The sequence below is a fragment of the Calothrix sp. PCC 7507 genome, from assembly GCF_000316575.1.
GTDB lineage: Bacteria > Cyanobacteriota > Cyanobacteriia > Cyanobacteriales > Nostocaceae > Fortiea.
Map to the genome: position 1 here is coordinate 195,078 of NC_019682.1, position 23,537 is coordinate 218,614.

23 protein-coding genes and 1 pseudogene are annotated in these 23,537 nt (G+C 43.9%); 10 read left to right on the plus strand and 14 right to left on the minus strand.

Features of this window, described 5'->3' with window-relative positions; translation table 11 throughout:
- Nucleotides 1-69 precede the first annotated feature (69 nt).
- Both CAL7507_RS00975 and CAL7507_RS00980 read right to left on the minus strand, forming a co-directional pair.
- Nucleotides 70-1,038 carry a helix-turn-helix transcriptional regulator gene (locus CAL7507_RS00975; RefSeq protein ID WP_236556845.1) on the minus strand — a complete coding sequence of 323 codons (969 nt, stop codon included), beginning with the start codon at nucleotides 1,036-1,038 and terminating at the stop codon, nucleotides 70-72.
- A 181-nt stretch (nucleotides 1,039-1,219) separates the two neighbouring features.
- Nucleotides 1,220-2,218 (minus strand): AraC family transcriptional regulator, encoded by a 999-nt coding sequence (locus CAL7507_RS00980; protein ID WP_015126542.1) that lies wholly within the window; start codon nucleotides 2,216-2,218, stop codon nucleotides 1,220-1,222.
- Between the two features lie 158 nt (nucleotides 2,219-2,376).
- Between CAL7507_RS00980 and CAL7507_RS33600 the strand changes: the two are divergent.
- Nucleotides 2,377-2,535, plus strand: a pseudogene (locus CAL7507_RS33600) (Uma2 family endonuclease); the annotation flags it as partial.
- A 185-nt stretch (nucleotides 2,536-2,720) separates the two neighbouring features.
- Here CAL7507_RS33600 and CAL7507_RS30385 read toward each other — a convergent pair.
- The 3 genes from CAL7507_RS30385 to CAL7507_RS00995 all read right to left on the minus strand — a co-directional run bounded on the left by CAL7507_RS30385 (nucleotide 2,721) and on the right by CAL7507_RS00995 (nucleotide 4,184).
- Nucleotides 2,721-2,918: an AraC family transcriptional regulator gene (locus CAL7507_RS30385; RefSeq protein ID WP_160166299.1), complete on the minus strand. Its 198-nt coding sequence runs from the start codon at nucleotides 2,916-2,918 to the stop codon at nucleotides 2,721-2,723.
- A gap of 74 nt (nucleotides 2,919-2,992) precedes the next feature.
- Complete coding sequence (dcd, locus tag CAL7507_RS00990; RefSeq protein WP_042341697.1) at nucleotides 2,993-3,562, minus strand: dCTP deaminase; 570 nt, start codon at nucleotides 3,560-3,562, stop codon at nucleotides 2,993-2,995.
- 85 nt (nucleotides 3,563-3,647) lie between these two features.
- Nucleotides 3,648-4,184: a P-loop NTPase family protein gene (locus CAL7507_RS00995; protein ID WP_015126545.1), complete on the minus strand. Its 537-nt coding sequence runs from the start codon at nucleotides 4,182-4,184 to the stop codon at nucleotides 3,648-3,650.
- 353 nt (nucleotides 4,185-4,537) lie between these two features.
- Between CAL7507_RS00995 and CAL7507_RS01000 the strand changes: the two genes are divergently transcribed.
- From CAL7507_RS01000 to CAL7507_RS31430, 8 genes are all read left to right on the plus strand, one after another.
- Complete coding sequence (locus CAL7507_RS01000) at nucleotides 4,538-5,143, plus strand: nucleoside monophosphate kinase (protein WP_015126546.1); 606 nt, start codon at nucleotides 4,538-4,540, stop codon at nucleotides 5,141-5,143.
- Between the two features lie 108 nt (nucleotides 5,144-5,251).
- A complete protein-coding gene (rph, locus tag CAL7507_RS01005) occupies nucleotides 5,252-5,995 on the plus strand; it encodes a ribonuclease PH (RefSeq protein ID WP_015126547.1) in 744 nt (247 codons plus the stop codon).
- A gap of 303 nt (nucleotides 5,996-6,298) precedes the next feature.
- Complete coding sequence (gene pgl / locus CAL7507_RS01010; RefSeq protein WP_015126548.1) at nucleotides 6,299-7,015, plus strand: 6-phosphogluconolactonase; 717 nt, start codon at nucleotides 6,299-6,301, stop codon at nucleotides 7,013-7,015.
- Nucleotides 7,016-7,211: 196 nt separating this feature from the next.
- A complete protein-coding gene (locus tag CAL7507_RS01015) occupies nucleotides 7,212-8,093 on the plus strand; it encodes an FHA domain-containing protein (protein WP_015126549.1) in 882 nt (293 codons plus the stop codon).
- Nucleotides 8,094-8,276: 183 nt separating this feature from the next.
- Nucleotides 8,277-9,014: a M50 family metallopeptidase gene (locus tag CAL7507_RS01020; RefSeq protein ID WP_015126550.1), complete on the plus strand. Its 738-nt coding sequence runs from the start codon at nucleotides 8,277-8,279 to the stop codon at nucleotides 9,012-9,014.
- 2 nt (nucleotides 9,015-9,016) lie between these two features.
- Nucleotides 9,017-9,205 carry a hypothetical protein gene (locus CAL7507_RS01025; protein ID WP_236556846.1) on the plus strand — a complete coding sequence of 63 codons (189 nt, stop codon included), beginning with the start codon at nucleotides 9,017-9,019 and terminating at the stop codon, nucleotides 9,203-9,205.
- The gene (locus tag CAL7507_RS01030; protein ID WP_236556847.1) at nucleotides 9,202-9,462 is read left to right on the plus strand and encodes a hypothetical protein; all 261 of its coding nucleotides are present in this window, start codon (nucleotides 9,202-9,204) and stop codon (nucleotides 9,460-9,462) included. The genes CAL7507_RS01025 and CAL7507_RS01030 overlap by 4 nt, the downstream gene beginning before the upstream one ends.
- Nucleotides 9,463-9,654: 192 nt before the next feature.
- Nucleotides 9,655-9,993, plus strand: coding sequence for a hypothetical protein (locus CAL7507_RS31430; RefSeq protein WP_144051175.1), 339 nt, complete (start codon nucleotides 9,655-9,657; stop codon nucleotides 9,991-9,993).
- A 24-nt stretch (nucleotides 9,994-10,017) separates the two neighbouring features.
- Here the strand turns inward: CAL7507_RS31430 and CAL7507_RS01035 are convergent, their stop codons facing one another.
- Together CAL7507_RS01035 and CAL7507_RS01040 are read right to left on the minus strand one after the other, a co-directional pair.
- Nucleotides 10,018-12,132 carry a tetratricopeptide repeat protein gene (locus CAL7507_RS01035; RefSeq protein WP_236556850.1) on the minus strand — a complete coding sequence of 705 codons (2,115 nt, stop codon included), beginning with the start codon at nucleotides 12,130-12,132 and terminating at the stop codon, nucleotides 10,018-10,020.
- A 60-nt stretch (nucleotides 12,133-12,192) separates the two neighbouring features.
- Nucleotides 12,193-12,651 (minus strand): hypothetical protein, encoded by a 459-nt coding sequence (locus CAL7507_RS01040; RefSeq protein ID WP_015126554.1) that lies wholly within the window; start codon nucleotides 12,649-12,651, stop codon nucleotides 12,193-12,195.
- Between the two features lie 196 nt (nucleotides 12,652-12,847).
- Here CAL7507_RS01040 and CAL7507_RS01045 point away from each other — a divergent pair, with 196 nt between their 5' ends.
- Nucleotides 12,848-13,465 (plus strand): hypothetical protein, encoded by a 618-nt coding sequence (locus CAL7507_RS01045; RefSeq protein ID WP_015126555.1) that lies wholly within the window; start codon nucleotides 12,848-12,850, stop codon nucleotides 13,463-13,465.
- Nucleotides 13,466-13,596: 131 nt separating this feature from the next.
- Here CAL7507_RS01045 and CAL7507_RS01050 read toward each other — a convergent pair whose 3' ends face one another.
- The 7 genes from CAL7507_RS01050 to CAL7507_RS01080 form a co-directional block, all read right to left on the minus strand.
- Nucleotides 13,597-14,964 carry an LLM class flavin-dependent oxidoreductase gene (locus tag CAL7507_RS01050; RefSeq protein ID WP_015126556.1) on the minus strand — a complete coding sequence of 456 codons (1,368 nt, stop codon included), beginning with the start codon at nucleotides 14,962-14,964 and terminating at the stop codon, nucleotides 13,597-13,599.
- Between the two features lie 253 nt (nucleotides 14,965-15,217).
- On the minus strand, nucleotides 15,218-16,435 hold the full coding sequence (locus CAL7507_RS01055) for a glutathione S-transferase family protein (RefSeq protein ID WP_015126557.1): 1,218 nt from the start codon (nucleotides 16,433-16,435) through the stop codon (nucleotides 15,218-15,220).
- Between the two features lie 102 nt (nucleotides 16,436-16,537).
- Nucleotides 16,538-17,179, minus strand: coding sequence for an HAD family phosphatase (locus CAL7507_RS01060; protein ID WP_015126558.1), 642 nt, complete (start codon nucleotides 17,177-17,179; stop codon nucleotides 16,538-16,540).
- Nucleotides 17,180-17,201: 22 nt separating this feature from the next.
- A complete protein-coding gene (locus tag CAL7507_RS01065; RefSeq protein WP_015126559.1) occupies nucleotides 17,202-17,621 on the minus strand; it encodes a ferredoxin family protein in 420 nt (139 codons plus the stop codon).
- Nucleotides 17,618-19,264 (minus strand): FAD-dependent oxidoreductase, encoded by a 1,647-nt coding sequence (locus CAL7507_RS01070; RefSeq protein ID WP_015126560.1) that lies wholly within the window; start codon nucleotides 19,262-19,264, stop codon nucleotides 17,618-17,620. Before CAL7507_RS01070 ends, CAL7507_RS01065 begins: the two co-directional genes overlap by 4 nt.
- A 122-nt stretch (nucleotides 19,265-19,386) precedes the next feature.
- Nucleotides 19,387-20,946, minus strand: coding sequence for a hydantoinase B/oxoprolinase family protein (locus CAL7507_RS01075; protein WP_015126561.1), 1,560 nt, complete (start codon nucleotides 20,944-20,946; stop codon nucleotides 19,387-19,389).
- Nucleotides 20,947-21,141: 195 nt separating this feature from the next.
- A complete protein-coding gene (locus CAL7507_RS01080; RefSeq protein WP_015126562.1) occupies nucleotides 21,142-23,238 on the minus strand; it encodes a hydantoinase/oxoprolinase family protein in 2,097 nt (698 codons plus the stop codon).
- Nucleotides 23,239-23,537: the final 299 nt, after the last annotated feature.

The window sequence follows — 23,537 nt, forward strand, 5'->3', positions numbered from 1 at the left end:
GAATAAATTAAAATGTAGATTAGAGGAATTGAATGAGTTGCGTCTACCCCAATACAGAACTAATCATCGTCAAACGGACTTTTTCCCTAAAAAACACTGACTGGGAGAGATGCCAAACTTGCGTTTAAAAGCAACACTAAAGTGTGTGGGATTAGAGTAACCAGTCATAATTGCTACTTCTAGCACCGTGCGATTTCCTTCTCTGAGCCACTGTGCTGCTTGCTCCATCCGTTTATCTGTTAAGTAACCAAATACGGTAGTACCGAAGAGTCGCTGAAAACCACGTTGGAGAGTGCGATCGCTTACTCCCACCTGTTGTGCTAATTCTAATAATGTTGGTGGATTGTCTATACAGGTGAGTAAAATTTCTCTTGCTTGATATATCCGCTCGACAGTTCCGGCTCTAAATCGTGGTTGCGGTTCATCTTGATCTGTAATTATTGGAGCTAACTGCAACGCGATTATTTCCAGGGTTTTTACCTGCAAAAACATCCGCTTCATTACGCCTGTGTAGGAACAGTTAATCATCTGCTCTACTACCCCTTTAACTGTGGGTGTGATTTGAGGATAAAGTACTGACTGCCAATCATTATCCTTTGCCAGAAAGCCCAACTCTGAGATCATTTCGCCATCTTTTGTTGGGAAAAAAGTTTTTAATAACTCTGCTGGCATATTGATATCTACACCCACAAATCTCTGTGACTTTTGGGACTCTAATATCATTCCTCGTTGAATACCACTACCCGAAATCAACGTATGTTTTTGATCAATCTTTCCTCCATGTTCATTTGTTGTGACACCTGAAAGGAAAACGCAAAATTGTAGGAGATGATGATGATCAGGGGTTTTAAACAGAGTGCGATCGTGGTATTGATAGTCAAAAATTGACAGCCAAAGATGTGGATAAATTTCCATTTTTTCTACATAACCTGCGCCAATATGCTGAGGTACTTGATAAAGAAAATCATCCGATTCTGAATTTTGCTGCCGATTCTGTTCTGCTTCTGCCCACAGTTCATTGCATTCTTTTTCCGTCATAGTAATTGTCATAGCTAACAAAAATGATAAAAATTATTACTACCTAGTACAACAAGGCTTTACCCCTGCGGGGAAGCAAGCTACGCATAGCGTCTCCGTCAGGAGAAATCTGAAACAAAGAAATTTGTATAGCTAGCTTTTCAACGTTTCGTAATGGATTGTTGATTTACGCTAACCTGTACTAGATAGATTTTTTCTGCTGTATCTGATATTGCTTGGGACAAAAACCGAATTTTTTCCTAAAGGCTGCGGTGAAATAACTGTGACTGACAAATCCGACAATATTAGCAATTTCTGACACTTTCAAATCTCCAGTATCTAGGAGTTGACGCGCTTGTTCTAAGCGATGGTGATGTAAATAGTTAAAAGCCGTTGTGCCAAATACCTGACGAAACCCCTGTTTGAGTAGATAATCATTTAAACCTACTGCCCTTGACAATTCCATAAACGAAGGCGGATTATTCAATCGTTTCAGCAAAATATCTCTAGCATGGTAGATTCTTGCTACTACATCCGGCTTCAAAGTGTGCAGGTGGTTATTAGCATTTTTGATTTCCGTCTCCTGTGCAACCAACATTCCCATCAACTCTAAAGCTTTACCTTCCAAATACAGTCGCTTGGCGATTCCCTGGTAAGGACACTGGATAATTTGCCGTGCCACAGTCCGCATTGCAGGTGTTGCAGTTCCACAACGGCAGTAATATGTTTGATGAGGTTGCCGAATCCACGGTTGTAAAATTGGGGGTAATTGTCCTTGTTGATTGGCAGCAAAAGAATATAGTGATTCAGGCTGCATCAGGATATTCACCTCCAGAAAGGAGTTTTTATCGGCACAATAACTTGTTTGCTTGGGATCTAGTCCACTCCCTACGAAACTGTATTCACCTGCGCCAACGTTTCTGTATTGATCGTGATGTTCTCCAGAAAAATGAAAGTGATACTCTAACCAATCATGTTCTTGTTCTGGTTGGAGAATAATCATGCGATCGCGCATTTGCAAATTGCCAATAATCAACTCCAACCCCTGGCGCAACTCAATTCTCCGCCAGTAACCTTGTCCTAGGCGTCGCGGGTATTTGTACACCACATCCAACACATCATCTGGATCTGGATGTTGATCAGGTGCCACCGTCTCCTGAAACAGTTCATCAAAGGCTTGTTGGGAAAGGGTGATTGTCATAGCGATCGCTTGAGATGAAAACTTAACCTTAATTAAGAAATTATCTCATTAAATTTTGTTGATTAGATTTTATCTGTTCCAGCTTCGGGTGGACGTAGATAGCCACTGAAGCTAATACCGATGTTCTAAGATGGAACCAAAAGAATGAGAAGCTTGCCATGACGACTCATCAGCCCCGCCCGCCAGCTCAGGAATTGCCACCTTTGGAGAATGGCGATCGCTTAACTCGCCCTGAATTTGAACGACGGTATGCGATCGCACCCCATATAAAAAAAGCAGAATTGATTGAAGGAATCGTTTACGTAGCATCTCCGCTAATGAAGATGGGATTATTCGCTCGCAAATATTTCCGGGGTTATGGTTGGCTGTAGAAGCATTGTTAAATCAGCAAATGGTGCGGGTGTTAGAGGTGTTGCAGTTGGGATTAAATTCACCTGAACATCAGCAGTTTGTGAAGCAGATAGTGGTAGGCGATCGTTGACACAATCAAGCCTCTTGCCTGTTATCTCGGCTTAAACAGAAAATTTTTCAGACAATCCCGTGGACGGATGCCAAACTTTTTGCGAAAGGCTCTGCCAAAAGCAGTCAAATCATTGTAACCGACCATGTTGGCAACTTCTGTGACTTTCCATGTCCCCGTTTGCAGCATTTGCCATGCTTGCTCCATAGAATAACCGTGGAGATAACCAAATACCGTCAATCCAGATCGCGTAAATTGCTACTTAATAAGAAATTATCCCATTAAATTAGTCTGGCGATCGCCGAATTACACACTTAAACTTTAGCCAACGTCACTATCTCAGCTTGATCCTGATATTTACCCTGACGCGCTTCGTAACTGATGGCGCAGGGTTCGCCTGCTAAAAATAGCAACTGCACCACACCTTCATTAGCATAGATGCGACAATCAGCACTAGAAGAATTGGAAAATTCTAAGGTAAGATGACCTCGCCATGCAGCCTCTGCTGGTGTTAGATTTGCTATTATGCCACATCTTGCGTAAGTAGATTTACCGATACAGATTACCGTTATGTAGTCTGGAACCTCTAACTTTTCTAGCGCCACTCCCAATCCATAGGAATGAGCAGGCAAGATAAAATAACTACCATCAATATCTGTGTGTAGCTGTGTTGCTTCTAAATTCTGAGGATTAAAGTTTTTCGGATCAACTACAGTTCCGGGAATGTGGCGAAAAATGCGAAATTCAGCGCTCGATAGGCGGATATCATAGCCATATGAAGATAAACCGTAGCTGATTACAGGTTGAGCTTTTACATCTGGGTTATGTTGCACTTTTCGGATTAAGCTTGGCTCAAAGGGGGAAATCATGCCCTTTTGTGCCATTTCCGTAATCCAGATATCGTTTTTAATCACAAGTTCACAGCTAATTCAAACAGAATTACTAGGATATCGTGAAGTGGTACATTCTTTACGGTCGGTGAGTACGACGGATTTCTGTAATTTGATCTGCTACATCTAGTAGAGATTTTGGCATTTCTGGCCCGGTGAGAATGATATCGATATGAGAAGGGCGTTTTGCGAGAAATGCTAACACTTCAGTTTCTGGGATTAAACCAAAGTTAATAGCTAAACTTAACTCATCTAACACTACGAGAGAATACTTACCCTCACATACTACCTGTTGTGTATGTTGCCACAGCTTTTGTAAGGCTTGATTTTCTGTGTCGTCGAGTTGTGGTGTATCGATACAGCGCGGCAAATCACAGCGAATCCAATCTAAATTTTGTCCCAACTGAATGGGTTTTTCTTGTCCTTGACGAATACCGCCTTTGAGGAACTGTACTATTAATACAGGCGTGCCCTGACCGGCGATTCTCAGTGATTGCGCCATGACGCTAGTAAAAAAATTGCGATGAGAGCTAGTGAAAACTTGCACTAATCCTTCTACTGGAGATAGTAGGCTAAGGGTAGAATTTACACTGGTGGTGTCTAATTGGGCAACCATAGGATAAAGTTTAAAAGAATACAATTTATTGGAGAGTTTTTACAGAGATGAGCGATCGCTCATCTAACTATCTAATCAACATGTTTTTTACAAATGTAGTATATTAGCAAGCTGCAATCTTCAGTCAATCACTACGTTCATGTTGAAGTCAACCCTGAGCGGAGTCGAAGGGTTGACATTTGCGGCTTATGAATAAAACTCTTCGTAAAAATGAGAACACGCAAATAGCAGTTAAAAATCATGAAAAAATCTGAGGTTAATGGCTAAAAATTGCCAAATGTTAGATTTCTTGTCTGTTTGGGCAAAACAGAGTTATCAGGTTGTGAATTTGACAGGATGAGGAGCAAATAGTTGTGAGATTGGTGATTCTGGGAGGTTCAGGATCGGGGAAAAGCACTCAAGGACAAAGGCTTTGTAGACATTTTGACATTCTTCATATTTCTACAGGTGAGATTTTACGGCAAGCAATGTCTGGAGAGAAGCCATTTTCTTTAGGGGAAGAGAGTTCTCTAGGAGACATTTCTAGCCTTAATCATCTCGGTCGCTACGCACAACCGTATGTAGAAAAAGGCGAGTTAGTCCCGGACAATATGATGATTGACTTGATCCGGACACAGCTTAAACAGATTGATGTCAACAGTGGTTGGTTGTTAGAAGGGTATCCCCGCACTGCCTTCCAAGCCGAGGAACTGGATTTTTTACTAGATTATTTAGGGCAAAAGTTAGACTGGGCAATTTATTTACAAGTCCCAGAAGCAGTTATGGTTAATCGGTGTTTAGGGCGATCGCTTCCAGATGAGCAACCAGAAATTGTCCAGCGCCGGATAGAGTTATTCTACGATCGCACTGTACCCATCCTAGAATATTATGATCGTCGTCGCCGCCTACTGACAATCAACGGCGACCAATTACGCGAAGTAGTACAGCAAAACATTCTGAATTTGCTTTCAGTTACTTAGATATGGGCAATAGGGAGTCGGTGTTCACCAATGACAACTGATAACTGATAACTGACAAAAAGGTACCCTTAAAGCAGTATTCTATATGAAAATTTTGAGGCAACTCCAATGGTTTGGCAGCGTCCAGACGGCCGACAACCCTACGAACTCCGTCCCTTGAGCTTTCACACCGGCTTTACTCGTTTTGCCCCCGGCTCTGTGTTAGCAAAATGCGGTGATACTCAAGTAATTTGCACCGTCAGCGTTGCTGAGGGGGTGCCGAAGTTTCTAGCAGGAACTGGCAAAGGTTGGTTAACTGCTGAATATCGAATGCTACCTAGTGCTACACAACAAAGGCATGAGCGAGAATTATTAAAATTGTCTGGACGAACGCAAGAAATCCAACGTTTGATTGGACGCAGCTTACGGGCAGCAATAGATTTTAATATTTTGGGAGAACGCACTTTAACTGTGGATGCCGATGTATTGCAAGCAGATGCAGGAACAAGAACAACAGCGATTACAGGCTCTTTTGTGGCGTTGGCTAATGCAATCTCGCAATTATTGCACCAGGGAGTCATAGAGCGATCGCCTCTCAAGGAACAAGTAGCCGCAGTTTCCGTAGGATTATTACAGGGAGAGCCATTTTTGGATCTGAATTATATCGAAGACGTAGCCGCCACAGTCGATTTTAACGTAGTCATGAACCAACACCTGGGGATTATTGAAGTCCAAGGAACAGCCGAAGAAGGCAGCTTTAACCGTCACCAGTTGAATCAGTTGCTAGATTTTGCAGAAAAAGGAATTCAGCAATTGTTAATCGCCCAGCGAGAAGCCATTACTGACTGGGATTTGGTGTTTGTGGGGGATTGAAGGGGGAGGGGGTAGGGAGATGGGAGACGGGAGACGGGAGACGGGAGACAGGAGATGGGAGACGGGAGATGGGAGACGGGAGACAGGAGATGGGAGACAGGAGACAGGAGACGGAGATAAATAATAACCAATCCCCAATCCCCAATCCCCAATCCCCAGTCCCCAATCCCCAATCCCCAATCCCCAATCCCCAATCCCCAATCCCCAATCCCCATATATGTTAAAAGTTTCAAAAGTTAAAACGGAGAACTGCCATAAGTTCGGTATTGTATTGCTGGAAGTCGGCAATCGGATGATGAAGCCATGAACAGAACGGTTGAAGTTTTACCGGATCAGTCAGCGCTGGTGGCGCGGGCGCTAGAGTTGATTCTGTCGAAGATAGATACTGCCATTCAGCAGCGGGGACGGTTTACCATCGCCTTATCTGGAGGCAGTACACCTAAGCCGTTGTATGAAGCGATCGCTAATCAAAATCTGCCTTGGGATAAAATTCATGTATTCTGGGGAGATGAACGTTATGTCCCATCCGATCATCCTGATAGCAATGAACTGATGGCGCGTCGCGCTTGGTTGGATCGCGTTAATATCCCTCCAGCGAACATTCACGCCATACAAACCGACGAAGCAGATCCAGCCCTAGCAGCTACTAAGTATGAACGGCATCTGCAAGAATTTTTTCATTCAGCATCCGGAGAATTACCATCTTTAGATGTAGTTTTGCTAGGAATGGGTGATGATGCTCACACTGCCTCTTTGTTTCCGCACACAGAAGCGTTAAAAGTACGCGATCGCCTGATCACTGTGGGCAACAAAGACAGCAGCATCCGCATCACCTTTACTTACCCATTCATCAACTCAGCTCGCAGCGTGATTTTTATCGTTGCAGGTACTAACAAACGACCAGCGTTAGCTCAAGTTTTTGCACCCGTAGCTGATGATTTTACCTACCCATCCCGCTTCATCCAACCCCAAGGAGAACTTTGGTGGTTGCTAGATGCAGCTGCAGGTGGAAATCAGTGAACAGTAAACAGTGAAAAGTCAGCAAGGGTGTATGGTGTGGTACGAAAGTGTACCAATGCATTCCACTAATACGTGGGCAGAACATTATCCCAGTGATTAAATTGGTAACTGATAACTGTGAAATTTTGACAGCTAGAGTCCCTCCTCTGCTTGCCAACAACATTTGTATGATGATCTTGAACAAAGGCTTAAATCGATGATCGTCTGTCCTAATTGCAATCATCCTAACCCAGACGGCGCTGTCCAATGCGAAGCGTGCTACACACCTTTACCAGCGACTAGTAATTGCCCTAGCTGTGGGGCTACTGTGCAAGCAGATGCTGCTTTCTGTGGTCAGTGTGGCTATAACCTACAGACCAACGTACCTGTAGCTGCAACAGTAGTAGCACAAACCGTCGCTCCCAATGTCCAGTTAGAAGTACCGCCACTAGTTGCTCCTGACCCACTTTTAGAACCAGTACAACCAGATCCTGCTGTTTCACCTTTACCACCTACAGCGATGGCAGTACCGGTTCCCTCAGAAGCACCACCAGTCGTGTCTGAGCAAGAAATTCCTACTCCACCTCCCGAAGCAGTACCTGAACCTGAACCAGTAGCCGCAGCACCTGAACCTGAACCAGTAGCCGCAGCACCTGAACCTGAACCAGTAGCCGCAGCACCTGAACCTGAACCAGTAGCCGCAGCGCCCGAACCTGAAGCATCACCTACAGTACCACCTACGATCAGTGCTTCTAGGACACAATTGCAGCAGGTGACAGCACGACTATTCCATGTGCAAAGCGATCAGGAGATTGAATTACCGCAAACTCTATCTGTAATTCATATTGGCAAGCCTAATGACCGTATTCCCCCAGATGTAGATGTTTCCGGGTTTCCCAGTTCGGAAATTGTCTCACGGATTCATGCAGATATTCGCGTTGAGGGAGACGCTCACTACATAGAAGATGTTGGCAGTTCTAATGGTACTTACATTAACAATTTGCCGCTTTTACCAGGGAATCGTCACCGCCTACGACCAGGCGATCGCATCAGCTTGGGTAAAGGAGACATGGTGACATTCATCTTTCAACTCTCTTAAAATTTGGGTATTGGAAATGGGGAATTTGTCAAGAGTTGGGAGTTAGGAGTCAAGAGTTAGGAGTTATTTATTTTTTCCTCCTCATCTCCCGGTTGGTGAGCGCAGTCGAACCACATCTCCCTCACTTCCCCAATCCCCAGTCCCCAATACCCAATCCCCCAACTACCTGAAGGAACATGATCCATGAGGGAACCAGGAAAAAACTTTGACAACTTACTCCCCCAAGAAACCCCGCCAGAAGTAGAACGCATGGGGTTGACTTGGTTAATTGCCGCAGCGATCGCTACTATATTGCTGTGGCAAGTTCCAGGAGGCGATTATATTTTATACCCCTTCACGATTCTGGCTACGTGGTTTCACGAAATGGGTCATGGCTTGATGGCGCTGTTATTGGGGGGACAGTTCCAGAAATTAGAGATTTTTAGTAGCGGTTCTGGTGTCGCCACTTATCGCATCGCTTTGTCATTAGGCCCCATTGGCCCTGGTTTAGTTGCAGCCGCCGGGCCAATGGGGCCGCCAATTGCTGGTGCAGCTTTGATTTTGGCTTCTCAGAGTTTTAAGACAGCTTCCCTGAGTTTGAAGATTTTAGGGGGATTTTTGCTGCTGTCAACATTAGTTTGGGTACGTTCCCCCTTTGGATTTGTCGCCATTCCTGTGTTGGGTTTAATTATCCTAGGTATTGCCCTAAAAGCGCCGCGCTGGGTACAGGGATTGAGTGTGCAATTCTTAGGTGTGCAAGCTTGTGTGAGTACTTACCATCAACTAGATTATTTATTTAGCTACAGTGCTGGAAACCTGGGACTTTCAGATACAGCACAAATGCAGAAGTATTTGCTGTTACCTTACTGGTTTTGGGGTGGATTAATGGCGATCGCATCTTTGGTGATTTTAGCCCGGAGTCTCCAAGTCACCTATCGTTAAGCATGATGGGTAAAAAACATCATCAGAAAGCGATTGATTCCTTAACTCGCAGGATTACTGAACATCAAGAAAAGATTAGACTGGAATCAGTGAAAGATTTTCCAGATGAAGGTTTAATTTGGCATTGGGAAAAAGAGATTCGTGCTTTTGAAAAAGCAATCCAACAAGCGCGTAAAAGATTGGGAGAATGAATATGCAAATCAGCGATCGCCCTCTGACAGTCACGAATTCAACTCTCAGTAATCTAATTGCTGAATTAGGTGCAGAATGCAGTAGAGTCCAAGCTTTAATTAACCAACTACAGTTACCTAGTTTAACTCCTAACCAGCGAGCAGAAATTCTTGGAGAACTGCTAGCGGCTACTGTTCATCTCCATAGTCACTGTGATGAGGATTTTCAAACCCTCTTAACTGATGAGATGGAAAAATTGCCTGATGATGAGGAATGATTGTGTAGGTTGTACTTAAGATAATATATAAGACTAGTATTTGATTATTGAAGAAATCTAAGTATAAGCGATCGCACCTCAGTTTACACTCTGAACAGGAGTTAGGGACGTTTCGTGGTGATTTCGGGTATGTAGAGACGCGTTAGCGTTCGCGGAGCGTCTCGTAGAGAAGTACAATTTCGCGTCTCTACAATGATTTTGGGTTCGCTAATTTTCTTATCCGAACCGTGGGGCTACACCTACGCCTTCATAACACCATTATTCCACCTCAGAACAGGAACGTTCTCATTTGGAACAGGAATGTTCTCACTTGAAACAGGAACGTTCTCATTTGGAACAGGAATGTTCTCACTTGGAACAGGAACGTTCTCGTTTGGTACAAGAATATTCTCACTTGGAACAAGAACATTCTCACTAAAAACAGGAATGTTCTCGTTTAGAACAGGAACGTTCTCACTTGAAACAACAATATTCTCACTTGAAACAGGAAACTTGGAGTTCAGAACACGGAACTTGGAGAAAAAAGCTTAATTGATGGGGTTGGGAACTTGAATTTTACTGTTCTGATGTCAAAGAATCGCGCAAATATGCTAAATTTCCACGCACAGTCACAGTATTAGGATGATTTATTCCTAATCGTCGCTCAAAAATATCTAAAGCTTGGATGTAAAGAGGTTCAGCTTCACTGTATCTGCTTTGGGATTCGTAGAATGCTGCGAGATTGTTGAGGCTAGTGGCGACTGAGGGATGTTCTGACCCTAGCAGTTGGTGGTCGAGTGCCAAAGCTTGGATGAACAAGGGTTCAGCTTCGCTGTATTTGCCTTGGGAGTAGTAGAGTCCTGCGAGATTGTTAAGGCTAGTGGCGACTGAGGGATGTTCTTCACCCAGTAGTTGGCGGTAGAGTACCAAAGCTTGGATGAACAAGGGTTCAGCTTCGCTGTATTTGCCTTGGCAGTAGTAGAGTAAGGCGAGGTTGTTGAGGCCAAGTGCTACTAAGGGATGTTCTTCACCCAGTAGTTGGTGGTAGAGTGCCAAAGCTTGGATGTACAATGGTTCAGCTTCGCTGTATCTGCCTTGGGATTTGTGGAGTAAGGCGAGATTGTTGAGGCTAGTGGCGACATCGGGATGTTCTGACCCTAGCAGTTGACGTCTGAGTGCCAAAGCTTGGATGTACAAGGGTTCGGCTTTGCTGTATCTGCCTTGGGATTTGTAGAGTCCTGCGAGGTTGTTAAGGCTAGTGGCGACTGAGGGATGTTCTGACCCTAGCAGTTGGCGCCATAGTGTTAAAGCTTGGCTGTACAAGGGTTCGGCTTCGCTGTATTTGCCTTGGGATTCGTAGAGTTTTGCTAGGTTGTTGAGACTAGTGGCGACTGAGGGATGTTCTGACCCCAATCGTTTTTTGCTAACTTCTAGACATTGCACAAACCAAGGTTCTGCTTGATCATACAATCCCTGACCATTGTAAAACCAAGCGTTGCCGACAAATGCCCAAATTAAATCATCATCGCTGAGATACTGAATGAGATTGTTCGCTACTTCTGCTAAATGAGGTATGCAAAGAGTGACATTCTTAATTTGCTCAAGTATCGGGTCTTGAGGAATATCTTTAGCAAGCGCTACCATTACCCTGCAAAGCGATCGCCTAAATTCCTCTGCCTGTTCTAAACCTGTAAGCTTATATTGAAAAAACTCCCGCAACAGTGGATGTAGTTGGTAAACTCCCTCATCTTTACGCTGGAGTAAATGCAAATTCAATAACTTATCATCTCGAATATCTTCTAAATCTTCCTCATCTTCTTCTGGTAAACACTGTTCTACCAAATTCCAAGGAATAGGTGCGGCGGCGAATAAGCTTAGTAAACAGCCTAATTGCTGATCTTCCGCCTCTAATTCCAGCCAACTCAACTCAAAGGCGGCTAACACCCCCCTTTGTGCTGTCATGTTACCTTCTGACTTGGATTTAGACAAGGAACGCTCATCTAATCGCTTGTTTTTCAATCGCCGCAACATTTCTGTGAGAGATAAATCCCGTTTCCGTGCTAGATACCGCCCCACTAATTCCAAACCTAAGGGCAAATATCCCAGCCACTCACACAATTGATTAGCTACAGCTAATTCTCTTTCAACTCGTGACGGTGTTTCTGGGAGTAACGACTTTAATAAATCTAACGCCGCCTCTGGTTGCAGTACTTCCAAAGATAATTGTTTTACCCCGCCAAAGTACTGACGTGTTGTCATCAGCACTTTAAACCGGGAAGATGAGGGTGGTAGGTAAGGCTGGATTTCCTCGTAGTCGCTGACATCATCCAACACCAGCAACACCTCACCCTCACGCCAACGCCGCCAGCAGTATTGCACTTGGGCGATGATATCAAAGTCTTCTGGGGGTTTTAAGTCTAAATGGGTGCGGGCAAATTGGACAATTTGAATGCCTATACCTCCAGATTTTGGCAATAACCAACAAATTCCCCCGGTGTAAGTTTCACGCTGTTGGATTGCATATTGCAACGCCAGTTCTGTTTTCCCAACTCCCCCCATCCCCGCAATAGCAGCAATGGCTATACTTCGACTACGCTCAGTAATCGCTTGTTTATTTTCCTGCAAAAGTTGGTCGAGGTTTTGCAGTTCGACTTCACGCCCAACAAATTCCACCACCCCAGTCAGGGGCAAATTGTGTGGTATTCCAGTAGGGGGATTTGACTTTACCTGTTCCCGTTCAGGCGACTGTAGTCAGTTGTAGGTGTTGTGCTGTTGTTGAATGGTGATTTGTTGGGCAACCATTGCGCCTTTTTCAGCTTCTATAGTTTCTGCTAATTTGGCAAAGTTGTTAACAATTGAAGGTTGCGCTTGGATTTCTGTGGCTAATTTTTGAATTTCCGCAGCAGTTTGGGACTGTTCTTGATTAACTGTTGCTTCCACTCCTCGCACTGCTTCAGCAATTTCGGTATCTGTATCTGCGGCTTGTTTCAACTCCAGCACTGCTTGTCCATAATCTAGCGGTGGTTGGGGATTGTCTTGTGTTGCACTTCCCAACAAAGGCAGTTTATTTTTCTGACGCAGCTTATCGATTAACTTCTTACTTTCCGCTAAGGCTGCTTCTCCCAGTTTTTCGCCTGTGGTTTCCAATGCCTTAGTTAAAACTATAGTAGCGATCGCTGTCGCCACCGCAGTCAATGTTACTGGTTCCATAAATTAGCAATAATATTAAGCGATTATACTGATATTGCCCAGTTTAACAATTCCCCAGCCTACTAATCTGTCAATAAATAATTGATGGATAAATTCCCCGTAGAGACGGCGATTTATCGCGTCTCTCTCTTGATTTATCGCGTCTCTCTCTGAATGATCAACAATAAAAGAATACAGTTAAATCCAGAGTGCGCTTATGACGGCTGATGTCACATCTACTGCTACCCCTAATCTTGCAGTCATATCTCAAGCTGTGGCGGCGTATCGAGGCGAGGGGGGTAAACTTCCCAAAGCTGCTTTATTGGTGGATGCGTTACTCCAAGCAGAAAAAGTAGCCAAGCAGCAACGGCTAGCTTATAACTTTGAGTCTCTTCTCGGTAAATGGCGGCTGTGTTTTGCTACGGGTACTCGCAAAGTCAGACAGCGTGGGGGAATTGTCTTAGGTAAGGGGATTTATCTGCCCAAATTTGCAGCAGCCTATATTTCCTTTAGTGCTGATTTAGCCGATAATTCTGGCAGAGGCGAAATTGGCAATCAGGTACAAGTAGGCTTAGTGTCGTTGCAGCTGACAGGCCCAGCCAAATATTTAGGTAAGAAAAACTTATTGGCGTTTGACTTCACCCAAATGCAAATCAGTCTGTTTGATCGTACTGTTTACAAAGGTCAAATTCGCTCTAGTAAAGCTCAAGGTGAAGATTTCCACAACCAAGCCATAGCTAAACAGGCATTCTTTGCCTTCTTTATGATGACAGAAAATGCGATCGCAGCTCGTGGACGCGGTGGAGGCTTGGCGCTGTGGATTCGAGAAACTTAAATAAAACTTACGCAAATGTCATATTTTTCACGCGATAGGTTGTCAAAAATCAAGTGTTTACACTGAGCGTAGTCGAAGTGTAAACACTTGACTCCTATAACAAATGCCGAAAAAATTAATATCAGACGGAATTATTTAGCAGAACTGGCGATCGCTAATTCCGGAGCTTTGCTAAACTGGTTTCTAGGACGGGGTAAACCCAGATTTTCGCGCAAGGTACTGGCTTCGTATTCGGTGCGGAACAATCCCCGGCGTTGCAGTTCTGGAATCACTAACTCCACAAACTCATCTAATCCCCCTGGCAACCAAGGTGGCATAATATTAAAACCATCAGCACCGCCATTGACAAACCAATCTTCCAGTAAATCAGCAATTTGTGTAGGTGTACCGACAATTTGACGATGACCCCGCGCCCCTGCAATCCACAAATATAATTGTCTAATGGTTAAATTCTCTCTGTGAGCCAGATCAGTTAGTAATTTTTGACGACTTTTACCACCGTTAGTCTCTGGTAGTTCTGGTAAAGGGCCGTCCAAAGGGTAGGCGGAGAGATCGAATCCCCCAATCATTCCCCCCAATAAATTTAAGCCAACTACTGGATCGATTAACTCTTGAATCTGGTCAAATTTGTCCTGGGCTTCCTGCTCAGTTCTGCCGATCACAGGGAATATCCCTGGCATAATTTTAAGATGATCAGGCGATCGGCCATATTGAGCCAGTCTCCCTTTCACATCTGCATAAAACCCTTGGGCTTCTGCCAAAGTCTGCTGGGCGGTGAAAATCACCTCGGCTGTTTGGGCGGCGAGATTCTTACCATCTTCAGATGATCCAGCCTGAATAATCACCGGATAGCCTTGGATAGGACGAGCCACATTCAAAGGGCCTCGCACTGAAAAATGTTCACCTTTGTGGTTAGGAACGTGCAGCTTGTCAGGATCAAAGTAAACGCCTGACTCTTTATCCCGTAAAAAAGCATCATCTTCCCAGCTATCCCAGAGTTTGGTAACCACATCCACAAACTCTTTAGCCCGTTCATAGCGCAATGTATGTTCCATGTGGTTTTCCCGGTTGAAGTTCAGGGCTTCGGCTTCTGTAGCAGAAGTCACGAGATTCCAACCAGCGCGACCATTACTGAGATAATCTAAAGACGCAAACTTGCGGGCGAGGTGAAAAGGTTCGTTATAAGTCGTTGATACCGTCGCCGTCAACCCAATATTTTCCGTCACTACAGACAGCGCCGACAGCAAAGTCAGAGGTTCAAAATGTACCAGCTTACCGTTGCGGCTCAAAACCTCAGATGTTTGATCTCTGTCGCGAATAGCCACTCCATCAGCCAGGAAAATCATATCAAATTTCCCTCGTTCTGCTGTTTGCGCCAACCGCTTGTAATGCTTAAAGCTCAATCCAGCCCCAGCCTCAGCATCAGGGTGTCGCCACGATGCCAAATGATGCCCAGAACTCGGTAAAAATGCACCCAGTCTTAATTGCTTTTTTTTCATACTCAATTTCTTTCTCCAGTTTCAACGAAGAGGTGTGAGGAGATGTGGTTCGACTGCGCTCACCAACCGGGTGATGAGGGTGATGAGAAAGTAAATTTCCCCATTCCTGAGATATTGCACCAGTTTCAACAATGCATTTTTTTGTAGGGTGGGCACTGCCCACCTTGATCTGAAACACTGATGTTTTCGTTGGTGGGCATTGCCCACCCTACGGTTATTGACAATGCTGCAAGATATCAGATTCCCCAATGCCCTAATAAAGCGATGCCAAGACTTTATCGGCAGCCGCACGGAATGCTGTCGCCGCACCGGCGCTCATATCACGGGGGGCACAGATGCGATTTCGCACATAAGCCAGGGTGATGGCTCCCACCGCAGCAGTGCTAGGATCGGCATTGTCCTTACCGCCTATACGTCCCCATGGTAAAGGTGCGCCATTGCCATTAATTAGATAGTCGGCTAGTAGTCGCAGGTGAAAATCAACCGCTTCTTTAACGGCTGTTGTATCTCCATCTTTCGCCAAAGCTTGCACCCCGGAGTTTTTCAGGATGTCCCCGATCGCCACTTCTCGGTTATCGCTCAATCTCTCCGCAGCTTCCGCCCGAAATTGGATTTCTTGGCTGGCTGCAGGATCTGGTGGTAAGGGATTGCCAATTGGTTCTACTCCCCATCTACGACGCAAAAGTAAATTATTGGTAGCGTCATCCGATTTGACTCGCTGATAGGCGGGACGCTGTTTGAGTGCTTCAAACCAAGCGTTAATCCGAGGATAGCGGGGATTACCTTTGAGGTGATATCCCCTGTACACGGGTAGGTTAGCCGCCAATCTATCTAGGTGGGGACTATAGGTAATGTCTACCACACTAAATGTTGACAAAAAGTAGGGGCCTGGATACTTTCCTAATAGTTGCTCCAGTTCATCTAATTTCGCTTCAAAAGCTGCCTGTAAACTGGCTAATTCATCAGGATTTTCTGGTGGTTGTCTGAGGAATTGATAGGCAGTATTCCTAATACCATTGGTTTCGGCTTCGTCTAACCATTGTCTAGCAACCGCGTTTTCTGCTGGGTCTTCTGGAAGCAAGCTAGGGCTATATTTTGCTTCTAATGCTAACAGAATATCTTTGGATTCATAAACTAACTCTCCCTCAATCTTGGCTGCAGGTACAAGGGTTGTAGGAACTAAATCGGTGTACCATTTTGGCTTGTTAGTTAAATCGATAAACTCCGTTGCAAAGGGAATTTGTTTTTCTTCCAATGCAAACCAAACCCGCTCACAAAAAGGACACCAAGAGTTAGTATCACGGTAAAGCAGTACTGGTGGTTCAGTACCTGGAGCCAGTTTATCAAGACTGCTGGGAATGGGTGCTGTGGAAGGTGCTTGTCCTGGTCTACGCACCCGTCGAGCGGGGGTATTTTGTCGAGCAATTTCTAACAGTTGATCCCAGCTTGATAGTGTTTCTTGAATTGACATTTTTCACCTCTATATTTTGTGTTGTCAAACTTTTTGGGGAATGGGGTATGGGGTAATAGTTTTTTCTCCAGTCCCTAGTCTCTAATCCCTAATTCCTAGCCCCTACTGCAGCAATTTTGGCAATACTCCCATATCATTAAAAACAATCGATGCTCCTGCTGCTCTCAATTGTTCGGGATTGCTGATTGCGGCATAGCCAAAAACTGTCATTCCGGCGGTGAATCCTGCTTCTACTCCTGTAGGTGTATCTTCAACAACTGCACACCTCTGCGGAGCAAATCCCATTTTTTCGGCTGCATATAAGAATATATCTGGATGGGGTTTACCTCTGGCGACATGGGTAATACTGAATAATTTGCCCTCGAAATATGGTAATAGCCCTGTGATATTTAGCTTTGTCTGCATCATTTCTTCTACACCGTTAGAAGCCACACAAAAAGGCAGATTAAGTTTCGCTAAAACCTCATGTATTCCTGGAATTGGCTGTAATTTTTCTACTAAAGCTTTTTTTGTCCGTTGTTTATATTCGCTCAGAAAATCATCTGGAACAGGCTTACCAAGTTTTTGTTGAATAATTTCTAAACAGACTGCCATAGATTTGCCAACAAAGGTATCAAACATATCTGCCAAGGTTACAGGTAATCCCATTTCATTGAGCATTTCTGCAAAAACTGAATTTGTGATGTGTTCGCTATCTACAAGTACACCATCACAATCAAAAATCACTAAATCGAATTTATCCATATCCGCAGGTTTTCATCTCTATCTACGGAGCATATTTAAAGAATTTGGCGGACTCTTCTACTTGGGCTGCTGGGGTGCGTCCTCGTCCCCATCCCAATCTTTGGCGATAGGTTCCTAGCAATCCTGATTCGATTAATGTCTGTTCATCGACGATTACAGATTCATCTGCCTGGGGAGCTACAAATAAGGCATCAACTGGACAATATAGTTCACAAATATAACAGGTTTGGCAATCACTTTTACGGGCAATTGTTGGAGGAGCATTTAGTACTTTATCAAAGACGTTTGTGGGGCAAGCGCTAACACAGATATTGCACTTAATACAACGAGATGCACTAACTAATTCAATCATTGTTTTATAGGTTTCTCCACATTTAATTTGCGTACAGTATTTGTAGGGTGCGTTATCGCTGAGAGTACGGCACCCTACTAGTTCAATCATTTTTTGACTAACTCCCTGATGGAAATATTTTGTTCTGGCTTCACCCAAACGCTATCTAGTCCACCACTAATTAAACGATGTTGTTGTTTTACATCCAGTTGGGGATAGTCTTCATGTTTGTGCATCCCGCGAGATTCTTTGCGTTCTAAGGCTGTGGCGTACATCCACCTTGCAGTTGCAACCATCGCGGCGGCTTCTCTGGCTTGGATCTGCTGATTTGATGTCGCTGATGTGTGACGAACTTCATTCCATAAATGGTGTAGTTTGTTAAGGGACGCTGACAGATTTTGTTCTGTGCGGAAGAGGTTACGATCGCATGGCAATACTTCTGCTTGCACTGCTTTAATCACTGCTGTGGGATCAAAGGTGCGGTTACTGTCTCGATCAACGGCTGCATTACCAATTCTGTGCAGCGATCGCTTATTCACTTTTTCCCCCAATTTTTGCCCATAAGTCACAGCCGCTTCTCCCGCCCAAACACCAGAAGCACTTGCCCAAGCGGCATTCGGGCTACCTCCCCCGGAAGCACCACCACAAATTAGTTCTCGTGTAGCAGCATCACCGACGGCATACAACCCAGCAACGGAGGTGGCACAATTTTCATCCACAATCCTTAATCCACCAGTACCGCGCACCGTTCCTTCTAAACGCAGGGTGACGGGGAATCGTTGCGTGAAGGGGTCAATCCCCACTCGCTCGAAGGGCAAGAAAAAGTTATGTTGAATTGTCTGCATCCAACTTTTTTCGGTTTCTGAGGCTTTGTTGATGCAGGCGTAGACAGGTTGGGTACGTAGGGCGCGGGCAATTGTCCGGCGATCGCTATTCTCCAAAACTGTACCATCTTCATAGGTAAAGGTTGCGTAGCGATAATATGCTCCTTTTGTTACCGAAGCAAAGGCGGGAGTCAATCCATAAACATTAGAAAACTCCATCCCTGAAAGTTCTGCTCCAGCTTCGGCTGCCATTAAATACCCCTCTCCCGTGAGGACGTTACACCCCAAGGATTTACTTAAGAAAGCACAACCTCCAGTAGCAAGAATTACCGCCCCAGCTTTGACTGTCCAAGATTCGCCTGTTTGCCGATTTATCCCGTTTGCACCAGCCACAGCACCATCGGCATCTACCAACAATTCCAATGCAGGGCTGTGATCGAGGATTTTCACCCCTATCTTTTTCACCTGTTTCCGCATCAACCGCATGTACTCTGCACCTTGATGCAGTGAGGGTAGATAGGGATGACCATTTTCATCTGGCGAAAAGGGATAGCCCCATTCAACAAGGCGATTCAGGTTAATTCTAGCTTGGTCTAAAACGCGATTCATCCAATAGCGATCGCTCAAAAAACCGCCCAAAGTTTCCCTTTTTGATAACTCGGCTTCGCGGTTAGCTGGGTTGGAGACATACCAAACTGTCGTACCAGCCGCCGCCGTAGCCCCACTGGTGCCACAGTAGCCTTTATCGACAAGAATGACCTTTGCCCCTTGGGTGGCTGCACTCCAAGCAGCCCAAGCGCCGGCAGGACCACCACCAATCACAAGGACATCTGCCTCTAAATCTAAGTGAGAACCAGGGGTAGATGCTGGCTCTGAATCATGAGGACTCACAGTTACTGATTCTCCTAATTGTTTGATGGCTAATAGCACTCAACAATCCATACAGTACCAAATCTACGGTAAGTATATCAAGTTAACGTAGTTTTTGATCTACCAAAAGCAAACTCAGGAGACTTGACCTTTATCCTCCTATCCCCTGCTCCCTTTCCTCTTCAATGACCAAATCCTCCACCCCCAGGAGTTTCTATGACAAAAACATCTCCAGGTTCTATTTCTACAGTTGCAGTGCTGTCTAAATTCTCTTTGGTGCCATTGTGACGTTGTATCCAGTTACGTCCTACTTTTCCTGCTTCCCCACCATTTAAGCCAAAAGGTCGAACCAAGCGATGACCAGAGAGAATATTCGCTGTCATCGGTTCGAGAAACTTGATGCGACGAATCACGCCATTACCGCCTGAATACTTTCCTTTACCCCCGCTATCGGGACGCAGACTAAAGCTTTCTACCTGAACAGGATAACGGGTTTCTAAAACCTCTGGATCTGTCAGGCGGGAGTTAGTCATGTGGGTATGAACGCCATCAGTCCCATCAAAATCAATCCCCGCCCCAGAACCACCACAGATGGTTTCATAATATTGATATTTTTCATTCCCAAAAGTGAAATTATTCATCGTTCCTTGGGAAGCAGCCATCACGCCTAAAGCACCATATAAAGCATCGACAATAGTTTGAGATGTCTCGACATTACCCGCAACTACAGCGGCTGGATAAGTAGGGTTGAGCATACAACCATCAGGAACAATAATTTCTAAAGGTTTGAGACAACCAGCATTCAGGGGAATATTATCATCTACCAGAGTCCGGAAGACGTATAAAACGGCTGCTTGAGTGACAGCTAATGGTGCATTAAAGTTACTGTTTAATTGCGGCGATGTGCCAGTAAAATCAATAGTGGCACTGCGATTTTTCCGGTCAATTGTCACCTTGACTTGAATTCTTGCTCCATTATCCATTTCATAAATAAATGAGCCATCTTTGAGAATATCAATAGCTCGTCTAACTGACTCCTCAGCATTATCCTGTACAAATTTCATGTAAGCTTGGACAGTTGACAATCCATATTGCTTAACCATTTTTCGGAGTTCTTGTACTCCCCTTTCATTGGCAGCAATTTGTGCCTTAAAATCAGCTATATTTTGGTCAGGGTTACGTGCAGGATAAATATGATTGGAGAGATGCTGTCTGGTAGCAGGTTCTAGAAAATTTCCCTCTTCTACCAAGAGAAAGTTATCAAAGATAATTCCCTCCTCTTCTACTATCGTACTGTGGGGAGGCATAGAACCTGGAGTAATGCCACCAATATCGGCTTGGTGTCCACGAGAAGCGACAAAAAAGAGGGGAATTGGAAATGAAATATTTTCCACACCTTCTAGAAAAACGGGTGTAATTGCAGTTACATCAGGAAGATGTGTTCCGCCATTATAGGGGTTATTAGATAGATACACATTCCCAGGTTTTATTGTGTCGCCTTTATCATTAATTAAACTGCGGACACTTTCACTCATTGAGCCTAAATGTACAGGAATGTGGGGGGCGTTAGCGACTAATAATCCTGATGAGTCAAAAATAGCGCAAGAGAAATCTAATCTCTCTTTAATATTCACAGATGTTGCTGTATTTTGCAGAACAATTCCCATTTGTTCGGCGATAAATTGATAGAGATTTTTGAATATTTCTAAGCGGATGGGGTCGGGTTGAGATATTATGTACATTTTATTTTTGCTATGGTAATATTCCCTTTCCTAGGCTACTGACGTACAAATTTATCTGCGTTTATCTGCGTTTATCTGCGTTTAATTATTTTAGACCGTACCTTACTAGACCGATAAACGCTATACTATTTAGGTTAACTACAAGATAACTGATATTAATTATCCGGCAAATATAGGTTAAGACTGATGAATTCATCAATCTTGACGCTGTAAAATCAGATGATTACATTCATTTAACCTGGCGATCCAGTTAGGTTCAACGATAATTGTGCTGATTTTTTCTACAATAATTGCAGCACCATTAATACTATCTCCTGTTTGCAAATCTTCCCGCCGATAAACAGGAGTATTATGCCATTTATCAGCAGTAAACATTTTTACTTTCTCAATATATGTAGGGGCTTCGTTTACAGGACGAGTGCGATTAATTAAGGGTTCCTCAGGAGTATCCATTTTTTGAATGACTTCCACTGATATGGATTCAACAATTAAAGTTTTCTCTAATTGGATGAAACCATAGCGAGTTTTATGTTCATCTGCAAATTCTTGTCGCATCACGACTACATCATCGGCAAAATTAACACTCAAAGTTGAATTAGTGCCCTCATATTTTAAATTAACTTTTTGGACTACTTTTTCCGCATCTCCCTGGGTTTTAATTTCTTCCTTTCTAGCTTGAATTTCCAAACTTTCCATTAACTCCTGTAATTGGGGAATTAATTCTTCAGTTAAAGGCTTTTCCACACCACTTTCTCTAATCGCCCTCACATCAGCTAATCCCATTCCATAAGCAGAAAGTACTCCAGCATAAGGATGCAAAAATATTGTTTGTATTCCTAAAGTATCAGCAATCAAACAAGCAACTTGTCCTCCCGCACCACCAAAACAACAAAGGGTATATTGAGTGACATCATAGCCTCGTTGGAGACTAATTTTTTTAATTGCATTTGCCATATTCTCAACAGCGATCGCTATAAATCCAGCAGCTACTTGTTCTGGTGTATAATTGTTCCTTGTGACGGCTGTAATTTCCTGAGTTAACTTTGTAAATTTCTCAACAACAACATCTTTATCTAAAGGTAAATTACCGTCCATCCCAAAGACAGAAGGGAAATATTGGGGGTGAATTTTTCCTAACATCACGTTTGCATCTGTGACTGTTAATCTTCCACCCCGACGGTAACAAGCAGGCCCCGGATTTGACCCTGCAGATTCTGGCCCGACACGATAACTAGAAGCATCAAAAAATAAAATCGAGCCGCCACCAGCAGCAATCGTATTAATGGCTAATACGGGAACTCGCATCCGCGCCCCAGCAATTTCTGAATCTAGTTGTCGTTCATACTCTCCTTTAAAGTGGGCGACATCTGTACTTGTTCCGCCCATATCAAAGGTAATCACTAACTCAAAACCTGCTCTTTTACTAGTTTGAATAGCACCAACAATACCACCAGCCGGCCCACTTAAAATACTATCCTTTCCTTGAAAATTTTCAGCCGCGACTAAACCACCATCAGATTTCATAAACATTAATTTAACCCCAGGTAACTGACTAGCTACTTGGTTAACATAGCGGCGGAGAATTGGAGTTAAATAAGCATCTACAACTGTTGTATCCCCGCGACTCACTAATTTCATTAAGGGACTAACTTGATGGGATATAGAAATTTGGGTGAATCCGATTTCTTGGGCAATTTTGGCTATTTGTTGTTCGTGATCGGGATAGCGATCGCTATGCATAAAAACAATGGCACAACTGCGAATACCTGTGTGATAAACTGCCTGTAAGTCCTTTTTAACTTGTGCAATATTTACCGAGATTAATTCCTGACCGTGAGCATTATATCTTTCATCTACTTCTATGACCTGTTCATAAAGCATTGTTGGCAAAATAATCTGACGGGCAAAGATATGCGGACGGTTTTGGTAGCCAATTCGCAATGCATCTTTAAACCCTTTGGTGATGAGCAAAACTACCCTATCCCCTTTTCTTTCTAACAGCGCATTTGTCGCTACTGTTGTTCCCATTTTGACAACTTCTATAGCTGTAGTAGGAATGCTTTTATTACCTGAAATACCCATAATATCTCGAATGCCTTGAATAGCTGCATCTTGATATTGTTCAGGACTTTCTGAAAGTAATTTGTAGACTATCACCCATTGCTGTTTAGGAAGAGGAGCGATTAAAAAACGTTCAGGATGTTTGATGAGTCTGTCGATAATTTCTTGATTATTAGTAATAGCAACAATATCTGTGAATGTTCCACCCCGATCAGCAAAAACTTTTAACATGTTTCTATTTCCTTAATGTTCTAAAAGTAGATTAATATAGGACTTACATTTGTATTTGATTTTTGAAAAGATCTGTAGGGGAGCCAGTGCGTTGCTTTGGTTTCCTCCCTTGTAGCAACTGGCGTTGTGTAGCTGCGAGAGTATAGCACCAAACCCTTGATACGGGTGCTGTACTCTCGACGCTAACGCACCCTACTGGCGTGGCAAGGTTAAATTTGTGCGTTAACCAAAAATACATCGTACGGGCACGGCACTAGATTTATGATGCCGTGCGGGCACGGCACTAGTAAGATTATCGG

Excerpts from the sequence above, each read along its gene's own strand:
- CAL7507_RS00995 (WP_015126545.1), bottom strand. The coding sequence starts at position 4,184 with ATGGTTGCCCAATTAGACACCACCAGTGTAAATTCTACCCTTAGCCTA.
- CAL7507_RS01030 (WP_236556847.1), top strand. The coding sequence starts at position 9,202 with ATGAATATGCAAATCAGCGATCGCCCTCTGACAGTCACGAATTCAACT.
- CAL7507_RS01015 (WP_015126549.1), top strand. The coding sequence starts at position 7,212 with ATGATCGTCTGTCCTAATTGCAATCATCCTAACCCAGACGGCGCTGTC.
- rph (WP_015126547.1), top strand. The coding sequence starts at position 5,252 with ATGGTTTGGCAGCGTCCAGACGGCCGACAACCCTACGAACTCCGTCCC.
- CAL7507_RS00980 (WP_015126542.1), bottom strand. The coding sequence starts at position 2,218 with ATGACAATCACCCTTTCCCAACAAGCCTTTGATGAACTGTTTCAGGAG.
- CAL7507_RS01075 (WP_015126561.1), bottom strand. The coding sequence starts at position 20,946 with ATGTACATAATATCTCAACCCGACCCCATCCGCTTAGAAATATTCAAA.
- dcd (WP_042341697.1), bottom strand. The coding sequence starts at position 3,562 with ATGGCACAAAAGGGCATGATTTCCCCCTTTGAGCCAAGCTTAATCCGA.
- CAL7507_RS01065 (WP_015126559.1), bottom strand. The coding sequence starts at position 17,621 with ATGATTGAACTAGTAGGGTGCCGTACTCTCAGCGATAACGCACCCTAC.
- CAL7507_RS01050 (WP_015126556.1), bottom strand. The coding sequence starts at position 14,964 with ATGAAAAAAAAGCAATTAAGACTGGGTGCATTTTTACCGAGTTCTGGG.
- CAL7507_RS01040 (WP_015126554.1), bottom strand. The coding sequence starts at position 12,651 with ATGGAACCAGTAACATTGACTGCGGTGGCGACAGCGATCGCTACTATA.
- CAL7507_RS01020 (WP_015126550.1), top strand. The coding sequence starts at position 8,277 with ATGAGGGAACCAGGAAAAAACTTTGACAACTTACTCCCCCAAGAAACC.
- CAL7507_RS00975 (WP_236556845.1), bottom strand. The coding sequence starts at position 1,038 with ATGACGGAAAAAGAATGCAATGAACTGTGGGCAGAAGCAGAACAGAAT.
- CAL7507_RS01025 (WP_236556846.1), top strand. The coding sequence starts at position 9,017 with ATGATGGGTAAAAAACATCATCAGAAAGCGATTGATTCCTTAACTCGC.
- CAL7507_RS01045 (WP_015126555.1), top strand. The coding sequence starts at position 12,848 with ATGACGGCTGATGTCACATCTACTGCTACCCCTAATCTTGCAGTCATA.
- CAL7507_RS01080 (WP_015126562.1), bottom strand. The coding sequence starts at position 23,238 with ATGTTAAAAGTTTTTGCTGATCGGGGTGGAACATTCACAGATATTGTT.
- pgl (WP_015126548.1), top strand. The coding sequence starts at position 6,299 with ATGAACAGAACGGTTGAAGTTTTACCGGATCAGTCAGCGCTGGTGGCG.
- CAL7507_RS01055 (WP_015126557.1), bottom strand. The coding sequence starts at position 16,435 with ATGTCAATTCAAGAAACACTATCAAGCTGGGATCAACTGTTAGAAATT.
- CAL7507_RS31430 (WP_144051175.1), top strand. The coding sequence starts at position 9,655 with ATGATTTTGGGTTCGCTAATTTTCTTATCCGAACCGTGGGGCTACACC.
- CAL7507_RS01060 (WP_015126558.1), bottom strand. The coding sequence starts at position 17,179 with ATGGATAAATTCGATTTAGTGATTTTTGATTGTGATGGTGTACTTGTA.